This window comes from Streptomyces sp. V3I7, from assembly GCF_030817495.1.
In the GTDB taxonomy this organism is placed as follows: Bacteria; Actinomycetota; Actinomycetes; order Streptomycetales; family Streptomycetaceae; genus Streptomyces.
Map to the genome: position 1 here is coordinate 3,334,849 of NZ_JAUSZK010000001.1, position 15,917 is coordinate 3,350,765.

16 protein-coding genes and 1 pseudogene are annotated in these 15,917 nt (G+C 69.0%); 8 read left to right on the forward strand and 9 right to left on the reverse strand.

Features of this window, described 5'->3' with window-relative positions:
- Positions 1-203: 203 nt before the first annotated feature.
- Together QFZ74_RS15500 and QFZ74_RS15505 are read left to right on the forward strand one after the other, a co-directional pair.
- A pseudogene (locus tag QFZ74_RS15500) lies at positions 204-1,109 on the forward strand (LysR family transcriptional regulator).
- Positions 1,110-1,196: 87 nt separating this feature from the next.
- Positions 1,197-1,679 carry an NUDIX domain-containing protein gene (locus QFZ74_RS15505; RefSeq protein ID WP_307621393.1) on the forward strand — a complete coding sequence of 161 codons (483 nt, stop codon included), beginning with the start codon at positions 1,197-1,199 and terminating at the stop codon, positions 1,677-1,679.
- Between the two features lie 4 nt (positions 1,680-1,683).
- Here QFZ74_RS15505 and QFZ74_RS15510 read toward each other — a convergent pair whose 3' ends face one another.
- On the reverse strand, positions 1,684-3,042 hold the full coding sequence (locus tag QFZ74_RS15510; protein ID WP_307621394.1) for a globin domain-containing protein: 1,359 nt from the start codon (positions 3,040-3,042) through the stop codon (positions 1,684-1,686).
- A 433-nt stretch (positions 3,043-3,475) separates the two neighbouring features.
- On the opposite strand from QFZ74_RS15510, the gene QFZ74_RS15515 reads away from it, so the two are divergent.
- Complete coding sequence (locus QFZ74_RS15515; RefSeq protein WP_307621395.1) at positions 3,476-4,342, forward strand: GNAT family N-acetyltransferase; 867 nt, start codon at positions 3,476-3,478, stop codon at positions 4,340-4,342.
- Positions 4,343-4,412: 70 nt separating this feature from the next.
- Here the strand turns inward: QFZ74_RS15515 and QFZ74_RS15520 are convergent, their stop codons facing one another.
- Together QFZ74_RS15520 and QFZ74_RS15525 are read right to left on the reverse strand one after the other, a co-directional pair.
- Positions 4,413-4,832 (reverse strand): heme-binding protein, encoded by a 420-nt coding sequence (locus tag QFZ74_RS15520; RefSeq protein ID WP_307621396.1) that lies wholly within the window; start codon positions 4,830-4,832, stop codon positions 4,413-4,415.
- Positions 4,833-4,931: 99 nt separating this feature from the next.
- Positions 4,932-6,140: an MFS transporter gene (locus QFZ74_RS15525; RefSeq protein WP_307621397.1), complete on the reverse strand. Its 1,209-nt coding sequence runs from the start codon at positions 6,138-6,140 to the stop codon at positions 4,932-4,934.
- 143 nt (positions 6,141-6,283) lie between these two features.
- Here QFZ74_RS15525 and QFZ74_RS15530 point away from each other — a divergent pair, with 143 nt between their 5' ends.
- The gene (locus tag QFZ74_RS15530) at positions 6,284-6,754 is read left to right on the forward strand and encodes a MarR family winged helix-turn-helix transcriptional regulator (protein ID WP_307621398.1); all 471 of its coding nucleotides are present in this window, start codon (positions 6,284-6,286) and stop codon (positions 6,752-6,754) included.
- A 27-nt stretch (positions 6,755-6,781) separates the two neighbouring features.
- Positions 6,782-7,234 (forward strand): GNAT family N-acetyltransferase, encoded by a 453-nt coding sequence (locus QFZ74_RS15535; RefSeq protein ID WP_307621399.1) that lies wholly within the window; start codon positions 6,782-6,784, stop codon positions 7,232-7,234.
- A 95-nt stretch (positions 7,235-7,329) separates the two neighbouring features.
- Here the strand turns inward: QFZ74_RS15535 and QFZ74_RS15540 are convergent, their stop codons facing one another.
- Positions 7,330-8,715: a serine hydrolase gene (locus QFZ74_RS15540; protein WP_307621400.1), complete on the reverse strand. Its 1,386-nt coding sequence runs from the start codon at positions 8,713-8,715 to the stop codon at positions 7,330-7,332.
- 118 nt (positions 8,716-8,833) lie between these two features.
- Positions 8,834-10,315, reverse strand: coding sequence for a replicative DNA helicase (dnaB, locus tag QFZ74_RS15545; protein ID WP_307621401.1), 1,482 nt, complete (start codon positions 10,313-10,315; stop codon positions 8,834-8,836).
- A 460-nt stretch (positions 10,316-10,775) separates the two neighbouring features.
- On the opposite strand from dnaB, the gene QFZ74_RS15550 reads away from it, so the two are divergent.
- Positions 10,776-12,113: an MATE family efflux transporter gene (locus tag QFZ74_RS15550; protein ID WP_307621402.1), complete on the forward strand. Its 1,338-nt coding sequence runs from the start codon at positions 10,776-10,778 to the stop codon at positions 12,111-12,113.
- Between the two features lie 126 nt (positions 12,114-12,239).
- Here the strand turns inward: QFZ74_RS15550 and rplI are convergent, their stop codons facing one another.
- The 4 genes from rplI to rpsF form a co-directional block, all read right to left on the reverse strand.
- Positions 12,240-12,686: a 50S ribosomal protein L9 gene (gene rplI, locus QFZ74_RS15555; RefSeq protein ID WP_307621403.1), complete on the reverse strand. Its 447-nt coding sequence runs from the start codon at positions 12,684-12,686 to the stop codon at positions 12,240-12,242.
- 18 nt (positions 12,687-12,704) lie between these two features.
- Complete coding sequence (gene rpsR / locus QFZ74_RS15560; protein ID WP_003949403.1) at positions 12,705-12,941, reverse strand: 30S ribosomal protein S18; 237 nt, start codon at positions 12,939-12,941, stop codon at positions 12,705-12,707.
- Between the two features lie 82 nt (positions 12,942-13,023).
- Entirely contained in the window at positions 13,024-13,599 is a 576-nt protein-coding gene (locus QFZ74_RS15565; RefSeq protein ID WP_307621404.1) for a single-stranded DNA-binding protein, read from the reverse strand.
- A gap of 73 nt (positions 13,600-13,672) precedes the next feature.
- A complete protein-coding gene (gene rpsF / locus QFZ74_RS15570) occupies positions 13,673-13,963 on the reverse strand; it encodes a 30S ribosomal protein S6 (protein ID WP_307621405.1) in 291 nt (96 codons plus the stop codon).
- Positions 13,964-14,224: 261 nt separating this feature from the next.
- On the opposite strand from rpsF, the gene QFZ74_RS15575 reads away from it, so the two are divergent.
- Together QFZ74_RS15575 and femX are read left to right on the forward strand one after the other, a co-directional pair.
- Positions 14,225-14,542: a hypothetical protein gene (locus tag QFZ74_RS15575; protein ID WP_307621406.1), complete on the forward strand. Its 318-nt coding sequence runs from the start codon at positions 14,225-14,227 to the stop codon at positions 14,540-14,542.
- Positions 14,543-14,759: 217 nt separating this feature from the next.
- On the forward strand, positions 14,760-15,881 hold the full coding sequence (gene femX, locus QFZ74_RS15580; protein ID WP_307621407.1) for a peptidoglycan bridge formation glycyltransferase FemX: 1,122 nt from the start codon (positions 14,760-14,762) through the stop codon (positions 15,879-15,881).
- The last annotated feature ends 36 nt before the right edge of the window (positions 15,882-15,917 follow it).

Here is a 15,917-nt window from a genome sequence, read left to right on the forward strand (position 1 = left end):
GCCCCCGCTGCGTACGACGGACGGTCCGAGCCTCCCCCCTCGTGGCTCGGACCGTCCCGGTTCTGCGCGCGAAGAACCGTGCAGACAAGGCTAGTTGACTCTGCGTCAGTGTCCAATCACGGTAGCGACAGAGGCCTATCGACTTATTTATAGTTGGCCCACGCCCCAGGAAGAGTGAGCAGGACAGGGAAAGGGGGGATGCCGTGGATCTTGCGTTGCTGCGTACCTTTGTGACCGTGCACCGGGCCGGCTCCTTCACTCGTGCCGCCGCACTCCTCGGTCTCTCGCAGCCAGCCGTCACCTCGCAGATCCGCACGCTGGAGCGGCAACTGGGCCGCCCGCTGTTTCTCCGGCAGGCCCGCGGCGTGACTCCTACGACGATCGGTGACGAACTCGCCCACAAGGCGGCGCCTCATCTCGACGCCCTGGTCGAGATAACCGAGACCGGCCTCGATGACGAATCCTCTTTACGCACCCTGCATCTCGCCGGACCGCCCGAATTCACGGCCGAACGCGCGCTTCCCGCGCTCACCGAACTCGCCGGGGAGGACGGCCAGGGATACACCCTGCGCGCCTCCTTCGGGAACGCCGAGGAGACGCTGGAGGGGCTGGCCGCCGGACACCACGATCTGGCCATCAGCGCGGCCCGTCCGCGCGGCGCGCTGCTCACCGCGACCGCTCTGTGCGACGAGGAGCATGTGCTGATCGCCTCCCCGCGCTGGGCCGAGGTGATCGGACCCGGTGCGCTGTGCCGCAAGGGTGCCCCGGTCCTGGAGAACCTGCCGGTCGTCGAGGTCCACGAATCGCTGCCGTTCGTCTCGCGCTACTGGGCCTCCGTCTTCGACTCGCGCCCGGCGACCTCGGGCACCGTCATCGTTCCCGACCTGCGTGCGGTGCTCGCGTGCGCGACCGTCGGCGCCGGCCTGGCGGTGCTGCCCCGCTATCTGTGCGCTCCGCTGCTGGAGAGCGGGGAGGTGGTGGCGCTCCACGATCCTGTGGTGCCGCCCCTGCGCACCTAATTCCTCGTGGTGCGGACCGGCACGCTCGCCATGCCGCACATCGCGCGGGCGCACGAGTGGCTCCTGGAGGCGGCCAAGGACTGGGACTGAACATCCCCGCGCGACCATCACACCGTGCCGCAGACCCACAGCACTCTGCGATGTTTCACGTGGAACCAGCCGGGCCACATTCCCACCATGACCGTCCGACCCGTGGTCAAGCGCACCGCCCGGGCCGTCCTGCTGGACGGCGACGACCTGATCCTCATCAAGCGCACCAAGCCCGGCGTCGATCCCTACTGGCTCACTCCCGGTGGCGGGGTCGAACCGGGGGACGCGACCGTCGTCGACGCCCTGCACCGCGAGGTGTACGAGGAACTCGGCGCCAAGATCATCGATGTGGTGCCCTGCTTCGTCGACACCGTGGAACACATCGGTGAGGACGGCGGCGCGACCGGCGTGAAGGTGCAGCACTTCTTCGTCTGCCGGCTGGAGTCCATGGACCCCTCCCTGCGCCATGGCCCCGAGGTAGACGAGCCCCTCGGCGAGTACGAGATCGTGCGAGTGCCGTTCACCAGAGTCGGCATCGCGTCCGTCCATCTCGTGCCGCTGTCGCTGCGGCACTATCTGGACGGCAACATCGAGGGTGTACGGGCCATGCACGCCCCCGACCTCGGTTGAGCGGTCAGCCCCCGGCGACGAGGAGTTCCTCGACGGAGTCGTGCCGTATGCGCTCCCTCGGGATGCCGACGTCGCGCAGCGCGTGGATGCCGCTGCGGATCATCCCGGGCGGCCCCGAGAGATAGGCGTCGTACCGGTTCCACGGGCCGTGTCCGCGTACGGCGTCGGGAAGCCGGAGGAGCCCCTGCCCATCGACGACCGGTCGGACCGAGAGCCATGGGTGGCTCTGCTGGAGCTGGAGCATCGTGTCGAGGTCGTACAGCTCGTGGTCGGTGCGGGCGCCGTAGAACACCTCGACGGGGCGGCGTACACCGCGCTCCGCCACGTCCTCGACCAGCGCCTTGATCGGGGCGATGCCGGTGCCGCCGCCGAGACAGAGCAGCCCGCTGTCGGTGCTGTGGTCCACGGTCATGGAGCCGGTCGGCGGCCCGAGACGGATGACGTCGCCCGGTCGGGCACGATGAACCAGCGCGTTCGACACCCATCCCGCGGGGACGGCCTTCACATGGAACGTCAGCAGTCCGTCCGAGCGCGGCGCGCAGGCGAAGGAGTAGTGCCGCCAGACCCGTGGCCACCAGGACGTCTCGATGCTGGTGTACTGCCCGGCGAGGAACGCGTACGGCTGGTCGGGCCGGACGGTGATCACCGCGACGTCCCTCGTCCTGAGCTCATGGGTGACGATCTCCGCGTGCCACCAGGCCGGAGCGCGCAGCTCGTCCGCGGCCGCCGCGTCAATCATGGCCTGGGACATGGTCGTGTACGTCCGTACCCACGCCGCCTGCGTCTCGGCGTTCCAGACGCCGTGGGCGTACTTGCTCAACGCACCGATGAGGCACTCCCCGACGGCCGGGTAGTGCTCGGCCCGGGTGCCGTACTTGCGGTGACCGCGGCCCAGGTTCCGCAGGTAGTCGACGAGGACGGGCGGGTTGTCGATGTGCTCGGCCGCGGTCAGCAGGGCCTTGAACAGCCGATCCCGCTGAACGTCCATCGCCACGGGGAACATCGACCTCAGGTCGGGGTGACGGACGAAGAGGAGCGCGTAGAAGTACGAGGTGACCTCGTCGGCGATGGGCGCGATCGCGCCCATGGTGCGCCGGATGAGGGCGGCGTCCGAGGAGCCCTGAGCGGCCGAGGGCAGCGCCAGGCCGGCCGAGCGCTGCTCGGGCACGCGTCGCTCGAACAACGAGACGTCGGAGCCGGGGGAGGCACCCTGACCCCATACCGCGGGGAGAAGCTCGCCGGTCCTCACCGGGTCACCGCCCGGCGGCTCGGTGCGCGGCGTGAACCAGTTGTCCCCGCCGGACAGGCCGTTGCCCGCCGACATACTGGTCGGAGCATCCATGGTGTGCCTCGCCTCGAACATCTCTTGGTCGGTCTGCGCGCTTCCTCGATCGGAAGGTCCTTGCTCTCCCCCACGAACGGACTGCCCTTCCCAGCCCGGCTGAACGGCCCATAAGGGCCATCGAGGCACACCTCACACACGGATGCCTCAGCCGTGAACACCTGGAAAGCGGGTCTGCGCCCGCTCCGTCCCGTCGCCCTGCCCCGGCTCGTCAGGATGTTCGCACGACATCCTGGATGTGAACCGGAGTCGACCATACCGGTCACCACCGCGCACACAAGCCTTCTCTTCCCTCCCCACGATGGTCGCGCAGGACGTCCTCCCCACTCCCCCAACTGCCGCTCGTATGACGCTCATTCACCTGGGCATGACAGCAGTTCACTTGGCCGGAAGCACACACGTCCGACCCGAAACCGCTGGACGCAGGGGTCACCTCTCCGACAGCCTGACCTGCGTGTCGACTCCTTCCCTCCTCTCTCTCCCGATCCGCCGTCTGTGGCCCTCAGATCTGATGTCCTGCGCCGACCTGTCGGAGGACCGCGGGTGGCTGCGCGTGGAACACAAGTGGGGCTTCCTTCTCACGGCGGGAACGGGCTACGGCATCGACGACCCCGCCGGCGGTCTCGCCGCAGCGTGCGTCGTCACGCGGTACGGACCGCCCGACCGCCCGGATCTCGGCGCCATCGGCATGGTTTTGGTCGCCGCGCGGCACGCCCGCCAGGGCCTCGGACGCCGGCTGATGCGCCACGTCGTCGCGGCGATGGGGCCCACACCCCTGACCCTGCACGCGACGCCGTACGGCCGTCCGCTGTACGAGGAGCTCGGCTTCAAAGCCGTCGGCCGGGTGGAGATGGTGAAGGGCGACTTCCTACCCGTCGGGGAAACATCCGGGGTGGCCACACGCGCGGCCACCGCCGAGGACCTCGCGCCGGTTCTCCGGCTCGACGAGGAGGTGTTCGGCGCGGACCGCACTCCCCTCATCGCGCGGCTGCCGGCCTTCGCCGACCACTTCCATGTCGCCGAGGGCGACGGCCGCATCGCCGGCTACGCGGCCGCCTGGCCGAACACGGACAGCCATGTCATCGGGCCGCTGATCGCCCACGACACCGAGACGGCGAAGGCCCTCGTGACCTCGCTGGCCGCTCACGTCGACCGGCCGCTGCGCACCGACATCGACGTACGCCACGAGGACCTGCTGGCGTGGATGAAGGAGCGCGGGCTGCGGGCCGTGGGCGCCAGCGACGTGATGACGTACGGCATCCCGGAACTGCCCGGGGACTGGACGCGCCGGTTCGCTCCGCTGACGGTGGCGGCGACCTGAGAGGTCCCCGTACGACAGAACGCCGGCCCCGCACCAAGGTGGGACCGGCGTTGTCGTTGTCGCCGCGAGATCAGGCGAGCGCGGCGACGGCGGCGAGGGCGAAGCCGTGGTCCTGCTCCGGCGCGCCGCCGCCCACGCCGATGGCGCCGATCAGGTGGCCGTCGCGGTGGACCGGGATACCGCCCGCGATGAAGAGCAGGGGCCGGTCGAGGGCGGTGGGCAGGGTGTGGAAGAGGCCACCGGGCTGGACGGCGTCGACGAGGTCGGCCGTGGGGGCGTTCAGCTGCAGGGCGGTGTAGGCCTTGCGGGTGCTGGTCTCGCCCGAGATCAGCACGGCGCGGTCGTCCCGGCGGAAGGCGAGCAGGTGGCCGCCGGCGTCGAGGACGGTGATGCTGACGGTGACACCCGCGGCCTCGGCCGCGCGACGGGCCTCGGCGACGAGGGTCTCGGCGTCCTGGGTGGTGAGCGGGGCGACGGTGGTCGTGCTCATGGAACAACTCCTTGGGGCATTACTGAGGGGGTGGTGCCGAGGTGAGCGCGCTGCGGGCCCGTGCCCGGACCCGACGCCCGCCTCGGCCGTCGGAGGGGGTCAGGGGTGGACAGCGGTCCGCTCTCCGGTGGGCGCGGCGCCCGTCACGACGGTGCCGGCGGCGTTGTCGCGGCGCTCCAGCGCGGCCGAGAGGAAGGACAGGAGCAGCGCGGCCGCGGCGAGGACGGCGCCGACCCAGTTGGGGGCGGTGTAGCCGAAGCCCGCGGCGATGACCATGCCGCCGAGCCAGGCGGACAGGGCGTTGCCCAGGTTGAAGGCGCCGATGTTCACGGCCGAGGCCAGCGTCGGGGCGCCGTGCGCCTGGTCGAGGACGCGCTTCTGCAGCGGGGGCACGGTCGCGAAGCCCAGGGCGCCGATCAGGACGATGGTCACCGCGGCCGCGATCTTGTTGTGCGCGGTGAGCGTGAAGAGCGCGAGGACCAGGGCGAGGGCGCTCAGGGAGACGTACAGCATGGGCATCAGCGCGCGGTCGGCGAACCTACCGCCGACGAGGTTGCCGCCGACCATGCCGAGGCCGAAGAGCACGAGCAGCCAAGTGACGGAGCCGTCGGCGAATCCGGCGACGTGCGTCATCATCGGCGCGATGTAGGTGATGGCCGCGAAGACCCCGCCGAAGCCGAGGACGGTCATCGCCATGGCGAGCAGGACCTGCGCGTTCTTGAAGGCGGCCAGCTCGTGGCGCAGATACACGCCCTCGGGCCTCGGCACGTCAGGGATCAGCTTGGCGATACCGGCCAAGCCCACGACGCCGAGGGCCGCGACGATGCCGAAGGTCACGCGCCAGCCGATGTTCTGCCCGATGAGCGTGCCGAGGGGGACACCCACGACGTTGGCGATGGTCAGGCCGGTGAACATCATCGCGATGGCGCCTGCCTTCTTCTGCGGGGCGACCAGACCGGCCGCGACGACCGACCCGATGCCGAAGAATGCGCCGTGGGCGAGCGACGCGACGATGCGGCCGATCAGCATGACCGCGAACACAGGCGCGACGGCGGACAGCAGGTTGCCGATGATGAACAGGCCCATCAGCACCAGGAGCATCCGCTTGCGCGAGATCTTGGTGCCGAGCACGGTCATCAGCGGAGCGCCGATCACCACGCCGAGCGCATAGCCGGTCACCAGCAGGCCGGCCGAGGAGATGGAGACCCCGAAGGTGCCCGCGACCTGGGGCAGCAGCCCCATGATCACGAACTCGGTCGTTCCGATTCCGAAGGCCCCGATCGCGAGGGCCAGAAGCGCGAGAGGCATGTGGGGGTACACCCTTCCCAAACGATTGCAGGAGCGCTTTGCGTGCGTCCACAATAGTTGCAGACGCGGCATAACTGCAACCGCTGGCAATTGCGGCACTGCCCTATCCTGGTCTCAGCCGCTCCGGGACGGAGGAAACGCCAATGACAGCGACGGACCCCGCACTCACCGCCCTGGCCCAGGGCTGGTCCGCTCTTGCACTGCTGCACGGGAGGATCGAGGCGCATATCGAGCGCGCCCTGCAGGCCGAGCACGACCTGAGCGTGCGCGAGTACTCCCTGCTCGACGTGCTCAGCCGGCAGCACGACGGCGAAGGGGGCCATCTGCAGATGAAGCAGGTCGCCGACGCGGTCGTCCTCAGCCAGAGCGCGACCACCCGGCTGGTCACCCGGCTCGAGGACCGCGGGCTGCTCGAGCGCTACCTGTGTCCGACCGACCGCCGCGGCATCTACACGAACGTCACTCCCGCGGGTCTCCGCCTGCTCGAAGAAGCCCGTCCGACCAATGACGCGGCGCTGCGGGAAGCCCTCGACACGGCGGCCCTGAACCCCGAATTGGCGCCGCTGGTAAAGGTCGTGGAGTCACTGAGCGTACCGGCGCAGGTCGGGGAGTGACTGGGCGCGCACGTCTAGAGTGCGGCCATGGGAGATCTTGAAATACGCGCGGCCGTCGCGGACGACGTCGCCGCCATCGTGGCCATGCTCGCCGACGACCCGCTGGGCGCGCAGCGCGAGTCACCGGACGACCTGGCGCCGTACCTGGCCGCGCTGGAGCGGCTCAGCGCCGACCCGAACCAGCGCCTGGTCGTGGCCACGCGCGAGAGCCGCGTGGTCGGCACGCTCCAGCTCACGATCATTCCGGGGTTGTCAAGGCGGGCCTCGACCCGGTCGATCATCGAAGGCGTCCGCATCCACGCCGACGAGCGAGGCAGTGGCCTGGGGTCGCAGCTCATCATGTGGGCGGTCGATGAATCCCGCGCACAGGGCTGCCAGTTGGTGCAGTTGACGTCCGACGCGTCGCGCACGGATGCCCACCGCTTCTACGAGCGCCTCGGCTTCGAGGCCTCGCACGTGGGCTTCAAGCTCCAGCTCTGAGCGCCGCCGGGCGGCCTGTTTGCCTGTTTCACGTGAAACAGGCCGCTCCTGCGATCGGGGTGCGGGATGGCCGGGGCTCGGTCCCGTGCGACGCTCTAGCCGATGCCGCGCCAGCCGTCCGGGTCCACGCCGCCCGGCACCGGGGCTTCCTCGTCGTATGGCTGGCGCGTGAACACGAAGGATCCGAGGTCGAGATGGCTCACGGATCCGTCCGGGCGCCGGACGGCTCGCAGTAGCTCTCCGGCGTAATAGCCCTCCAGGCCGGCCCAGGTGCCGTCACCGTTGGACCGGAAGCGCGCGCGACGGCCGGTGCCGGAGAGCGGCTCCAGTGCGATGAGCCCGTCAGCCGTCACCCGCAGCGCGAACGCCTGAGTGCCCCAGCACCACGGGCCCGCCAACTCCAGGACGGAGCGCTCGACTTCACGCAGCGGGCGCCACGGCTCGGGAATCCTCGGCTCGGCCTCGGCGACGATGCGTACGAGATCGGCACCCACCGCGGACAGCAGCGGGCCGGAGGTGCAGTTGGCCAGCACCACGGCGGCCACATCGTCCGCCACGCTGATGGTGAGGTTGGCCAGGAACCCGGGCAGCGAGCCGGAGTGCCCCACGAGGAGCCTGCCGTCACGGTGCTGGATCTGCAGGCCCAGGCCGTACGTGGCGCCGCCCGCCACATCCTCCGCCGCGGCAGGAGCCGCGGGGGTCCGCATCTCACGGACCGATTCCGCGCTCAGCACCTGGTCGTCGCCGTGGGCCAGGAAGGCGGCGAAGCGCGCCAGGTCACCGGTGGTGGACCAGAGCTGTCCGGCAGGCGCCATGCGCCCGAGGTCCTCCATGGGCTCGGGCAGCAACGCGTCGGCCCAGGGATGTACGGCCCAGCCACTCGCGTGAGGCGCCTGCGGCTGAGCGCTCGTACGGTGAAGCCCCAGGGGTTCCAGCACCTCACGCCGCAGGGCCTCGTCCCAGGGAGCGCCGCGCAACTGCTCCACCAGGGCGCCGAGCAGGGTGTATCCCGGGTTCGAGTAGTGGTGCCGCCGACCGACGGGATGGACGAGGGGTCGGTCACCGAGGACGTCGCTGAGTTCAGGGCGCAGGGAACCCGGGGTGCGTTCCCACCAGGGCGCAGGAGACTCGGCCGCCAACCCACCGGTGTGCGCGAGCAGTTCGGCGACGGTGGCCTCACCCGCGCCGGTGCGCGGAAGATGCTTCTCCAACGGGTCGCCCAGGTCGAGCACACCCTCGTCGCGCAGCCGCAGCACCAGGACGGCGATGAACGTCTTGGTGATCGACCCGATCCTGTACTGCACCGTCTCGTCGGGGACCTCCCCGTCCACCGAGGTCCGTGCGCCGTGCCACACAGCGTGCCCGCCCCGCACCACCGCGGCCACGAGCGACGGCGCCCGCCCCTCGGACTGCGCCACGGCGATCCGGTGCACCAATGCCCGCTGTGTACTGGGAAGCAGCTCTTCTGGAGATGTCGTCATGCCCCAAGTCCATCCGGTGGGGCGGCAGTACGTCGAGTTCATTCCTGGGATGGGCGGCCGAGAGGCTCACGCGCGCGGCCGAGTCCCGCCATTATCCGGCGGGAGGGCGAGCCAGGGATCAGGTCTGCGCCATGTCCACGAAGCGCGAGTAGTGGCCCTGGAAGGCGACCGTGATCGTCGCCGTCGGACCGTTACGGTGCTTGGCGACGATCAGGTCCGCCTCGCCCGCGCGCGGGGACTCCTTCTCGTACGCGTCCTCGCGGTGCAGCAGGATGACCATGTCGGCGTCCTGCTCGATGGAGCCGGACTCACGCAGGTCGGAAACCATCGGCTTCTTGTCCGTGCGCTGCTCGGGACCACGGTTCAGCTGCGAGAGCGCGATGACCGGGACCTCCAGTTCCTTGGCGAGCAGCTTGAGGTTACGGGACATGTCCGAGACCTCCTGCTGACGGCTCTCGGCGCGCTTCGAGCCGCCGGACTGCATCAGCTGGAGGTAGTCGATGACGACCAGGCGGAGGTCGTTGCGCTGCTTCAGACGACGGCACTTGGCCCGGATCTCCATCATCGACAGGTTCGGGGAGTCGTCGATGTAGAGCGGGGCGGCCGAGACGTCCGGCATCCTGCGCGCCAGACGCGTCCAGTCCTCGTCGGTCATCGTGCCGGAGCGCATGTGGTGCAGGGCGACGCGGGCCTCGGCGGACAGCAGACGCATCGCGATCTCGTTGCGGCCCATTTCGAGGGAGAAGATGACGCTCGGCAGGTTGTTCTTGATCGACGCCGCGCGCGCGAAGTCCAGTGCGAGCGTCGACTTACCCATGGCCGGACGGGCGGCGATGACGATCATCTGGCCCGGGTGCAGACCGTTCGTCAGCGAGTCGAAGTCCGTGAACCCGGTGGGCACACCCGTCATCTCGCCGCTGCGCGAACCGATCGCCTCGATCTCGTCGAGGGCGCCTTCCATGATGTCGCCGAGCGGCAGGTAGTCCTCACTGGTCCGCTGCTCGGTGACCGCGTAGATCTCGGCCTGCGCGCTGTTGACGATCTCGTCGACGTCGCCGTCGGCCGCGTATCCCATCTGCGTGATGCGCGTGCCGGCCTCCACCAGGCGGCGCAGGACGGCGCGCTCGTGGACGATCTCCGCGTAGTACTCGGCGTTCGCCGCCGTCGGCACCGTCTGGACGAGAGTGTGCAGATACGACGCGCCGCCGACCTTGTTGATCTCACCGCGCTTGGTGAGTTCGGCCGCGATGGTGATGGGGTCGGCGGGCTCGCCCTTGGCGTAGACGTCGAGGATCGCCTGGTAGATCGTCTCGTGGGCCGGCTTGTAGAAGTCGTGGCCCTTGAGGATCTCGACGACGTCGGCGATGGCGTCCTTGGACAGCAGCATGCCGCCCAGGACGGACTGCTCGGCGTCCAGGTCCTGCGGCGGCACCCTCTCGAAGGAGGAACCCCCGCCCTCCCATGAGTCGCTCTCACGCCCCCGGTCGTGCTGCTCGTCACGGCCGCGGCCGCCCCCGTCACCACGTCGGCGGGAGGCAGGCAGACGATCAACGGGTGCGCTGTCGGCCCACGGGTCGTCCAAGGGCTCGGAAATGCTCACCGAGCCACCTCCTCCCGTCCGCCCAGCGGACCCTCGCCATGCCCCTCTGTTCTACGGCACGGCACTGACAAATGAGACGCCCAACTCCGGTTCTGACGCGTCAGTTTTGTGACGTTTCCCAGGCCGACGCAGGGAGCAGGCGCCGGACCACGGTAGGCCTCTCGGCACCGTCAGCCAATCTGGTTATCCACAGGCCCTGTGGACGACGGCTCTGATGCTGTGGAGAACCTGGCAAAACCTGTGCACGACCCGGTGGACAGCGCTGTGAACAAGCCCTCGATCGCGCCCATGCCAATACCCTGACCTGGTCTTTTAGCGTCCACTGGCTGTGCAGAAGAAAAACTTTTCCCGCCGAACCAAGATCACTTCGAACGGCGCGCGAAAGCGTGCGGCCTACAAACGAGAGTAATAGGCGCAATGTATTTGTGTCACTTACCTGTGGATGGTTAGATTGGTGCTCATGCCCCAGGCTCCCGCGATACCCAGCGCCGCCCGTCGACGTCATGACCGAGAGATCATCGCGCTGGCCGTGCCGGCCTTCGGCGCACTCGTCGCCGAGCCCCTCTTCGTCATCGCGGACAGCGCGATCGTGGGCCACCTCGGCACCGCCCAGCTCGCCGGGCTCGGCGTGGCCTCGGCCCTCCTCACGACCGCCGTGAGCGTCTTCGTCTTCCTCGCGTATGCGACCACCGCGGCCGTCGCCCGACGCGTCGGTGCGAACGATCTCCAGTCCGCCATCCGGCAGGGCATGGACGGCATCTGGCTCGCGCTGCTCCTCGGTGCCGCCGTCATCGCCGTCGTGCTGCCCCTGGCTCCCGCCCTGGTGGACCTCTTCGGCGCCTCGTCCACCGCGGCCCCGTACGCCACCACCTATCTGCGGATTTCCTCGCTCGGCATCCCCGCCATGCTGATGGTGCTCGCGGCCACCGGCGTCCTGCGCGGCCTTCAGGACACCCGGACCCCGCTCTACGTAGCGGTGGCGGGCTTCATCGCCAACGGCGCCCTGAACGCAGCGCTCGTCTACGGCGCCGGACTCGGCATCGCCGGTTCCGCCTGGGGCACCGTCATCGCCCAGTGCGGCATGGCGGCGATCTACCTCGCCGTGGTCGTCCGCGGCGCCCGCAGGCACGGCGCCTCCCTGCGACCCGACGCCGCCGGGATCCGGGCCTCCGTCCAGGCCGGCGTCCCGTTGCTCGTCCGTACGCTCTCGCTGCGGGCGATCCTCATGATCGCCACGGCTGTCGCCGCCCGCCTCGGCGACGCCGACATCGCGGCCCACCAGATCATCCTGTCCCTGTGGAGCCTGCTGGCCTTCGCCCTCGACGCCATCGCCATCGCAGGTCAGGCCATCATCGGGCGCTATCTCGGCGCCGACGACGCGGAGGGAGCCCGCGAGGCCTGCCGCCGCATGGTCCAGTGGGGCCTCGCAGCAGGAGTCGTCCTCGGGATGCTGGTAGTGGCCGCCCGGCCGCTCTTCCTGCCGGTGTTCACCAGCGACTCCATCGTGAAGGACGCGGCGCTGCCCGCCCTCGTCATGGTGGCGCTCTCCCAACCGATCTGCGGGGTGGTCTTCGTCCTGGACGGCATCCTGATGGGTGCCGGCGACGGGCCGTACCTGGCCTGGGCCATGGTCGCCACCCTCGCGGTCTTCATCCCGGCGGCACTGCTGGTGCCCGTCCTGGGCGGCGGCCTCACCGCACTCTGGGCGGCGATGGTGCTGATGATGGCGGTCCGGATGCTGACTCTCTGGCTGCGCACCCGCTCCGGACGGTGGATCGTCACCGGCGCGACCCGCTGACCCGTTCGGCTGCCTCAGCGCTGGCGGTTTCACGTGAAACAGCCCCTGATCGTCTTCGGGCACGAAGAAGGGCCGTACCCACTGGGTACGGCCCTTCTCTCAGCTCTTCAAGCCGAGCGCGGCGATTCAGCCCGCGACGACCTCGATGTTGACCTTGGCGGCAACCTCGGGGTGCAGACGCACGGACGTCTCGTGGGCGCCCAGGGTCTTGATCGGCGCACCGAGCTCGATGCGGCGCTTGTCGACCTCGGGGCCACCGGAAGCCTTGATCGCGGAAGCGACGTCGGCGGGGGTGACGGAACCGAAGAGACGACCGGCGTCGCCGGAGCGGACGGCCAGGCGGACCTTGACGCCCTCGAGCTGGGCCTTCACAGCGTTGGCCTGCTCGATGGTCTGGATCTCGTGGATCTTGCGGGCGCGGCGGATCTGCTCGACGTCCTTCTCGCCACCCTTGGTCCAGCGGATAGCGAACTTCCGCGGGATCAGGTAATTGCGAGCGTAACCGTCCTTGACGTCGACGACGTCGCCGGCGGCGCCGAGGCCAGAGACCTCGTGGGTGAGGATGATCTTCATGTTTCGGTCACCCTTCCCTTATCGCGCGGTGGACGTGTAGGGCAGCAGCGCCATCTCACGGCTGTTCTTCACGGCCGTGGCGACGTCACGCTGGTGCTGCGTGCAGTTGCCGGTCACGCGGCGGGCACGGATCTTGCCGCGGTCGGAAATGAACTTCCGCAGCATGTTCGTGTCCTTGTAGTCCACGTACGTGACCTTGTCCTTGCAGAAAGCGCAGACCTTCTTCTTCGGCTTGCGCACAGGCGGCTTCGCCATGGTGTATCTCCTGTGTGATCAAGAAGTTTGGGTAACGACCCGCCCTTGACCCGGCCGGTCCCGGAGGACCTGACACAAAGATCTAGAAGGGGGGCTCGTCCGAGTAGCCGCCACCGCCGCCAGAGCCTCCGCCCCAGCCGCCGCCACCCTGGTTGCCACCGGACGGACCGGAAGCCCACGGGTCGTCGGCCGGAGCGCTGCCACTCTGCTGCTGGCCGCCGCCGGGGCCACCGCCCCAGCCGCTGCCACCCTGCTGGTTGCCACCGCCGCCGTAACCGCCCTGGCCACCGCGACCGCTGGTCTTGGTGACCTTGGCCGTGGCGTTGCGCAGGCTGGGGCCGACTTCCTCGACATCCAGCTCGTAGACCGTGCGCTTGACGCCCTCACGGTCCTCGTAGGACCGCTGCTTCAACCGGCCCTGCACGACGACGCGCATGCCCTTCTGAAGCGACTCGGCGACGTTCTCCGCCGCCTGACGCCAGACCGAGCAGGTCAGGAACAGGCTCTCGCCGTCCTTCCACTCGTTCGTCTGGCGGTCGAAGGTGCGGGGAGTGGACGCGATGCGGAACTTCGCGACCGCCGCACCGGACGGGGTGAAGCGCAGCTCGGGGTCGTCGACAAGATTGCCGACGACCGTGATGACGGTCTCGCCTGCCATGGGGGAACCTCTCGGCGGGTTTGCTCTGGCTGCTTGGTTGCTACTCGAATCCCGAGATCAGCTGAGCGAGAGCTCAGTGGGTCTCGGGGCGGAGGACCTTGGTCCGGAGGACCGACTCGTTCAGGTTCATCTGGCGGTCGAGCTCCTTGACGACCGCAGGCTCGGCCTGCAGGTCGATGACCGAGTAGACGCCCTCGGGCTTCTTCTTGATCTCGTACGCGAGACGACGACGGCCCCAGGTGTCGACCTTCTCCACCTTGCCGCCGCCATCACGGACGACAGACAGGAAGTTCTCGATCAGCGGGGAGACAGCGCGCTCCTCGAGATCGGGGTCGAGGATGACCATCACCTCGTAGTGACGCATGTGGAACCCACCTCCTTTGGACTCAGCGGCCACGGTCGTTCCGTGGCAGGAGGGTTGTTATGCGTGGGCAACGGTATCGGCCGCCACTGACAATCGGGCCCCTCAGGGACCACGCCAGGACATGGACAGACACCGGTGCAGACGGTACAGACTACCCGCACACCGGCTTCCTGTTGAAATCCGGCCGGGGGGCCCGCCAATCTGTATACGTCGGGTGTGTACGGCGCTACGATGCGCCGCCTTTTCCGCAGGAGGTGCCCTATGGCACAGGCATTGCGACCCAACATCGCCGGATCCCTCTTCGCCACGGACGGCAGGCCCCATCCGCTCCAGGACGGTCTGACCGTGGTGACGCTGGTGCTCGGGCTGACGGCCTTCATCGCGTCCTTCTTCGACAGCATGCACCTGCTCAGCTCCTGGACCGGCCTCGTGGGCATCATCATGGGGGCGTACGGGCAGTGGATCTCGGTGACCACGCGCGAGCGCTTCGGTCTGATCGTGGGTCTCGGTGCCGCCGGGCTCGGCTTCTTCCTCGGCATGGCACACGGGGGTCTCTTCGGCGGCCTCATCGGCAGCTGAACCCGCGGCGGGGCCGGGCATATGCGGCCGGCGGGCGCTCGGGGTGGCACGCGTCCGGGTATCTTCACGGACCACCACAAAGCGCCCCCAGCCGCCATGCGCCGCGTCCGAACGTGGCCATCTGCCCAGTCGGGGCGCCCGTAAGGCGCAGTAGGCTTCGCGCGAGAGCCGGAGCCCCTGTACCCATGGGGACACACCAGCCCGAGGAGCGCCCCGAATGAGCCTGACCCTGAGGACCATCAGCCGCGAGCAGCATCTGGCATATATCCAGAGCCTGCCGTCGGCGAGCCACATGCAGGTCCCGGCATGGGCAGACGTCAAGGCGGAGTGGCGCTCCGAGAGCCTCGGCTGGTTCGACGAGCGGACCGGCGAGCTCGTCGGCGCGGGCCTGGTGCTCTACCGCCAGCTGCCCAAGCTCAAGCGCTACCTCGCCTACCTCCCCGAGGGCCCGGTCATCAACTGGTTCGCGCCGAACCTCGACGACTGGCTCCAGCCGATGCTCGCGCACCTCAAGCAGCAGGGCGCCTTCTCCGTGAAGATGGGCCCGCCGGTGATCATCCGGCGCTGGAACGCCACCTCTATCAAGCAGGGCATCCAGGACCCGGATGTCAAGCGTCTGCGCGACATCGAGGCCGACTTCATCGAGCCGCGCGCCTTCGAGGTCGCCGACAAGCTGCGCCGCATGGGCTGGCAGCAGGGTGAGGACGGCGGCGCCGGCTTCGGCGACGTCCAGCCCCGCTACGTCTTCCAGGTGCCGCTGGCGAACCGCTCCCTGGAAGAGGTGCACAAGAACTTCAACCAGCTGTGGCGCCGCAACATCAAGAAGGCCGAGAAGGCCGGCGTCGAGGTCGTCCAGGGCGGCTACGAGGACCTCGAGGAATGGCAGCGGCTGTACGAGATCACCGCCGTGCGCGACCACTTCCGGCCGCGCCCGCTGTCGTACTTCCAGCGGATGTGGACGGCCCTCAACAGCGAGGACCCCAACCGCATGCGGCTGTACTTCGCGCAGCACAACGGCGTGAACCTGTCCGCGGCGACGATGCTGATCGTGGGCGGCCACGTCTGGTACTCCTACGGCGCCTCCGACAACATCGGCCGTGAGGTCCGGCCCTCGAACGCGATGCAGTGGCGGATGCTGCGCGACGCCTACGCGCTCGGCGCCACCGTCTACGACCTGCGCGGCATCTCCGACTCGCTCGACGAGACCGACCACCTCTTCGGCCTGATCCAGTTCAAGGTCGGCACGGGTGGCGAGGCCGCCGAGTACCTCGGCGAGTGGGACTTCCCCCTCAACAAGCTGCTCCACAAGGCGCTCGACATCTACATGTCGCGTCGCTGACCTCGGGCCATTTGGTTCCATAGCTTCCACACCTCA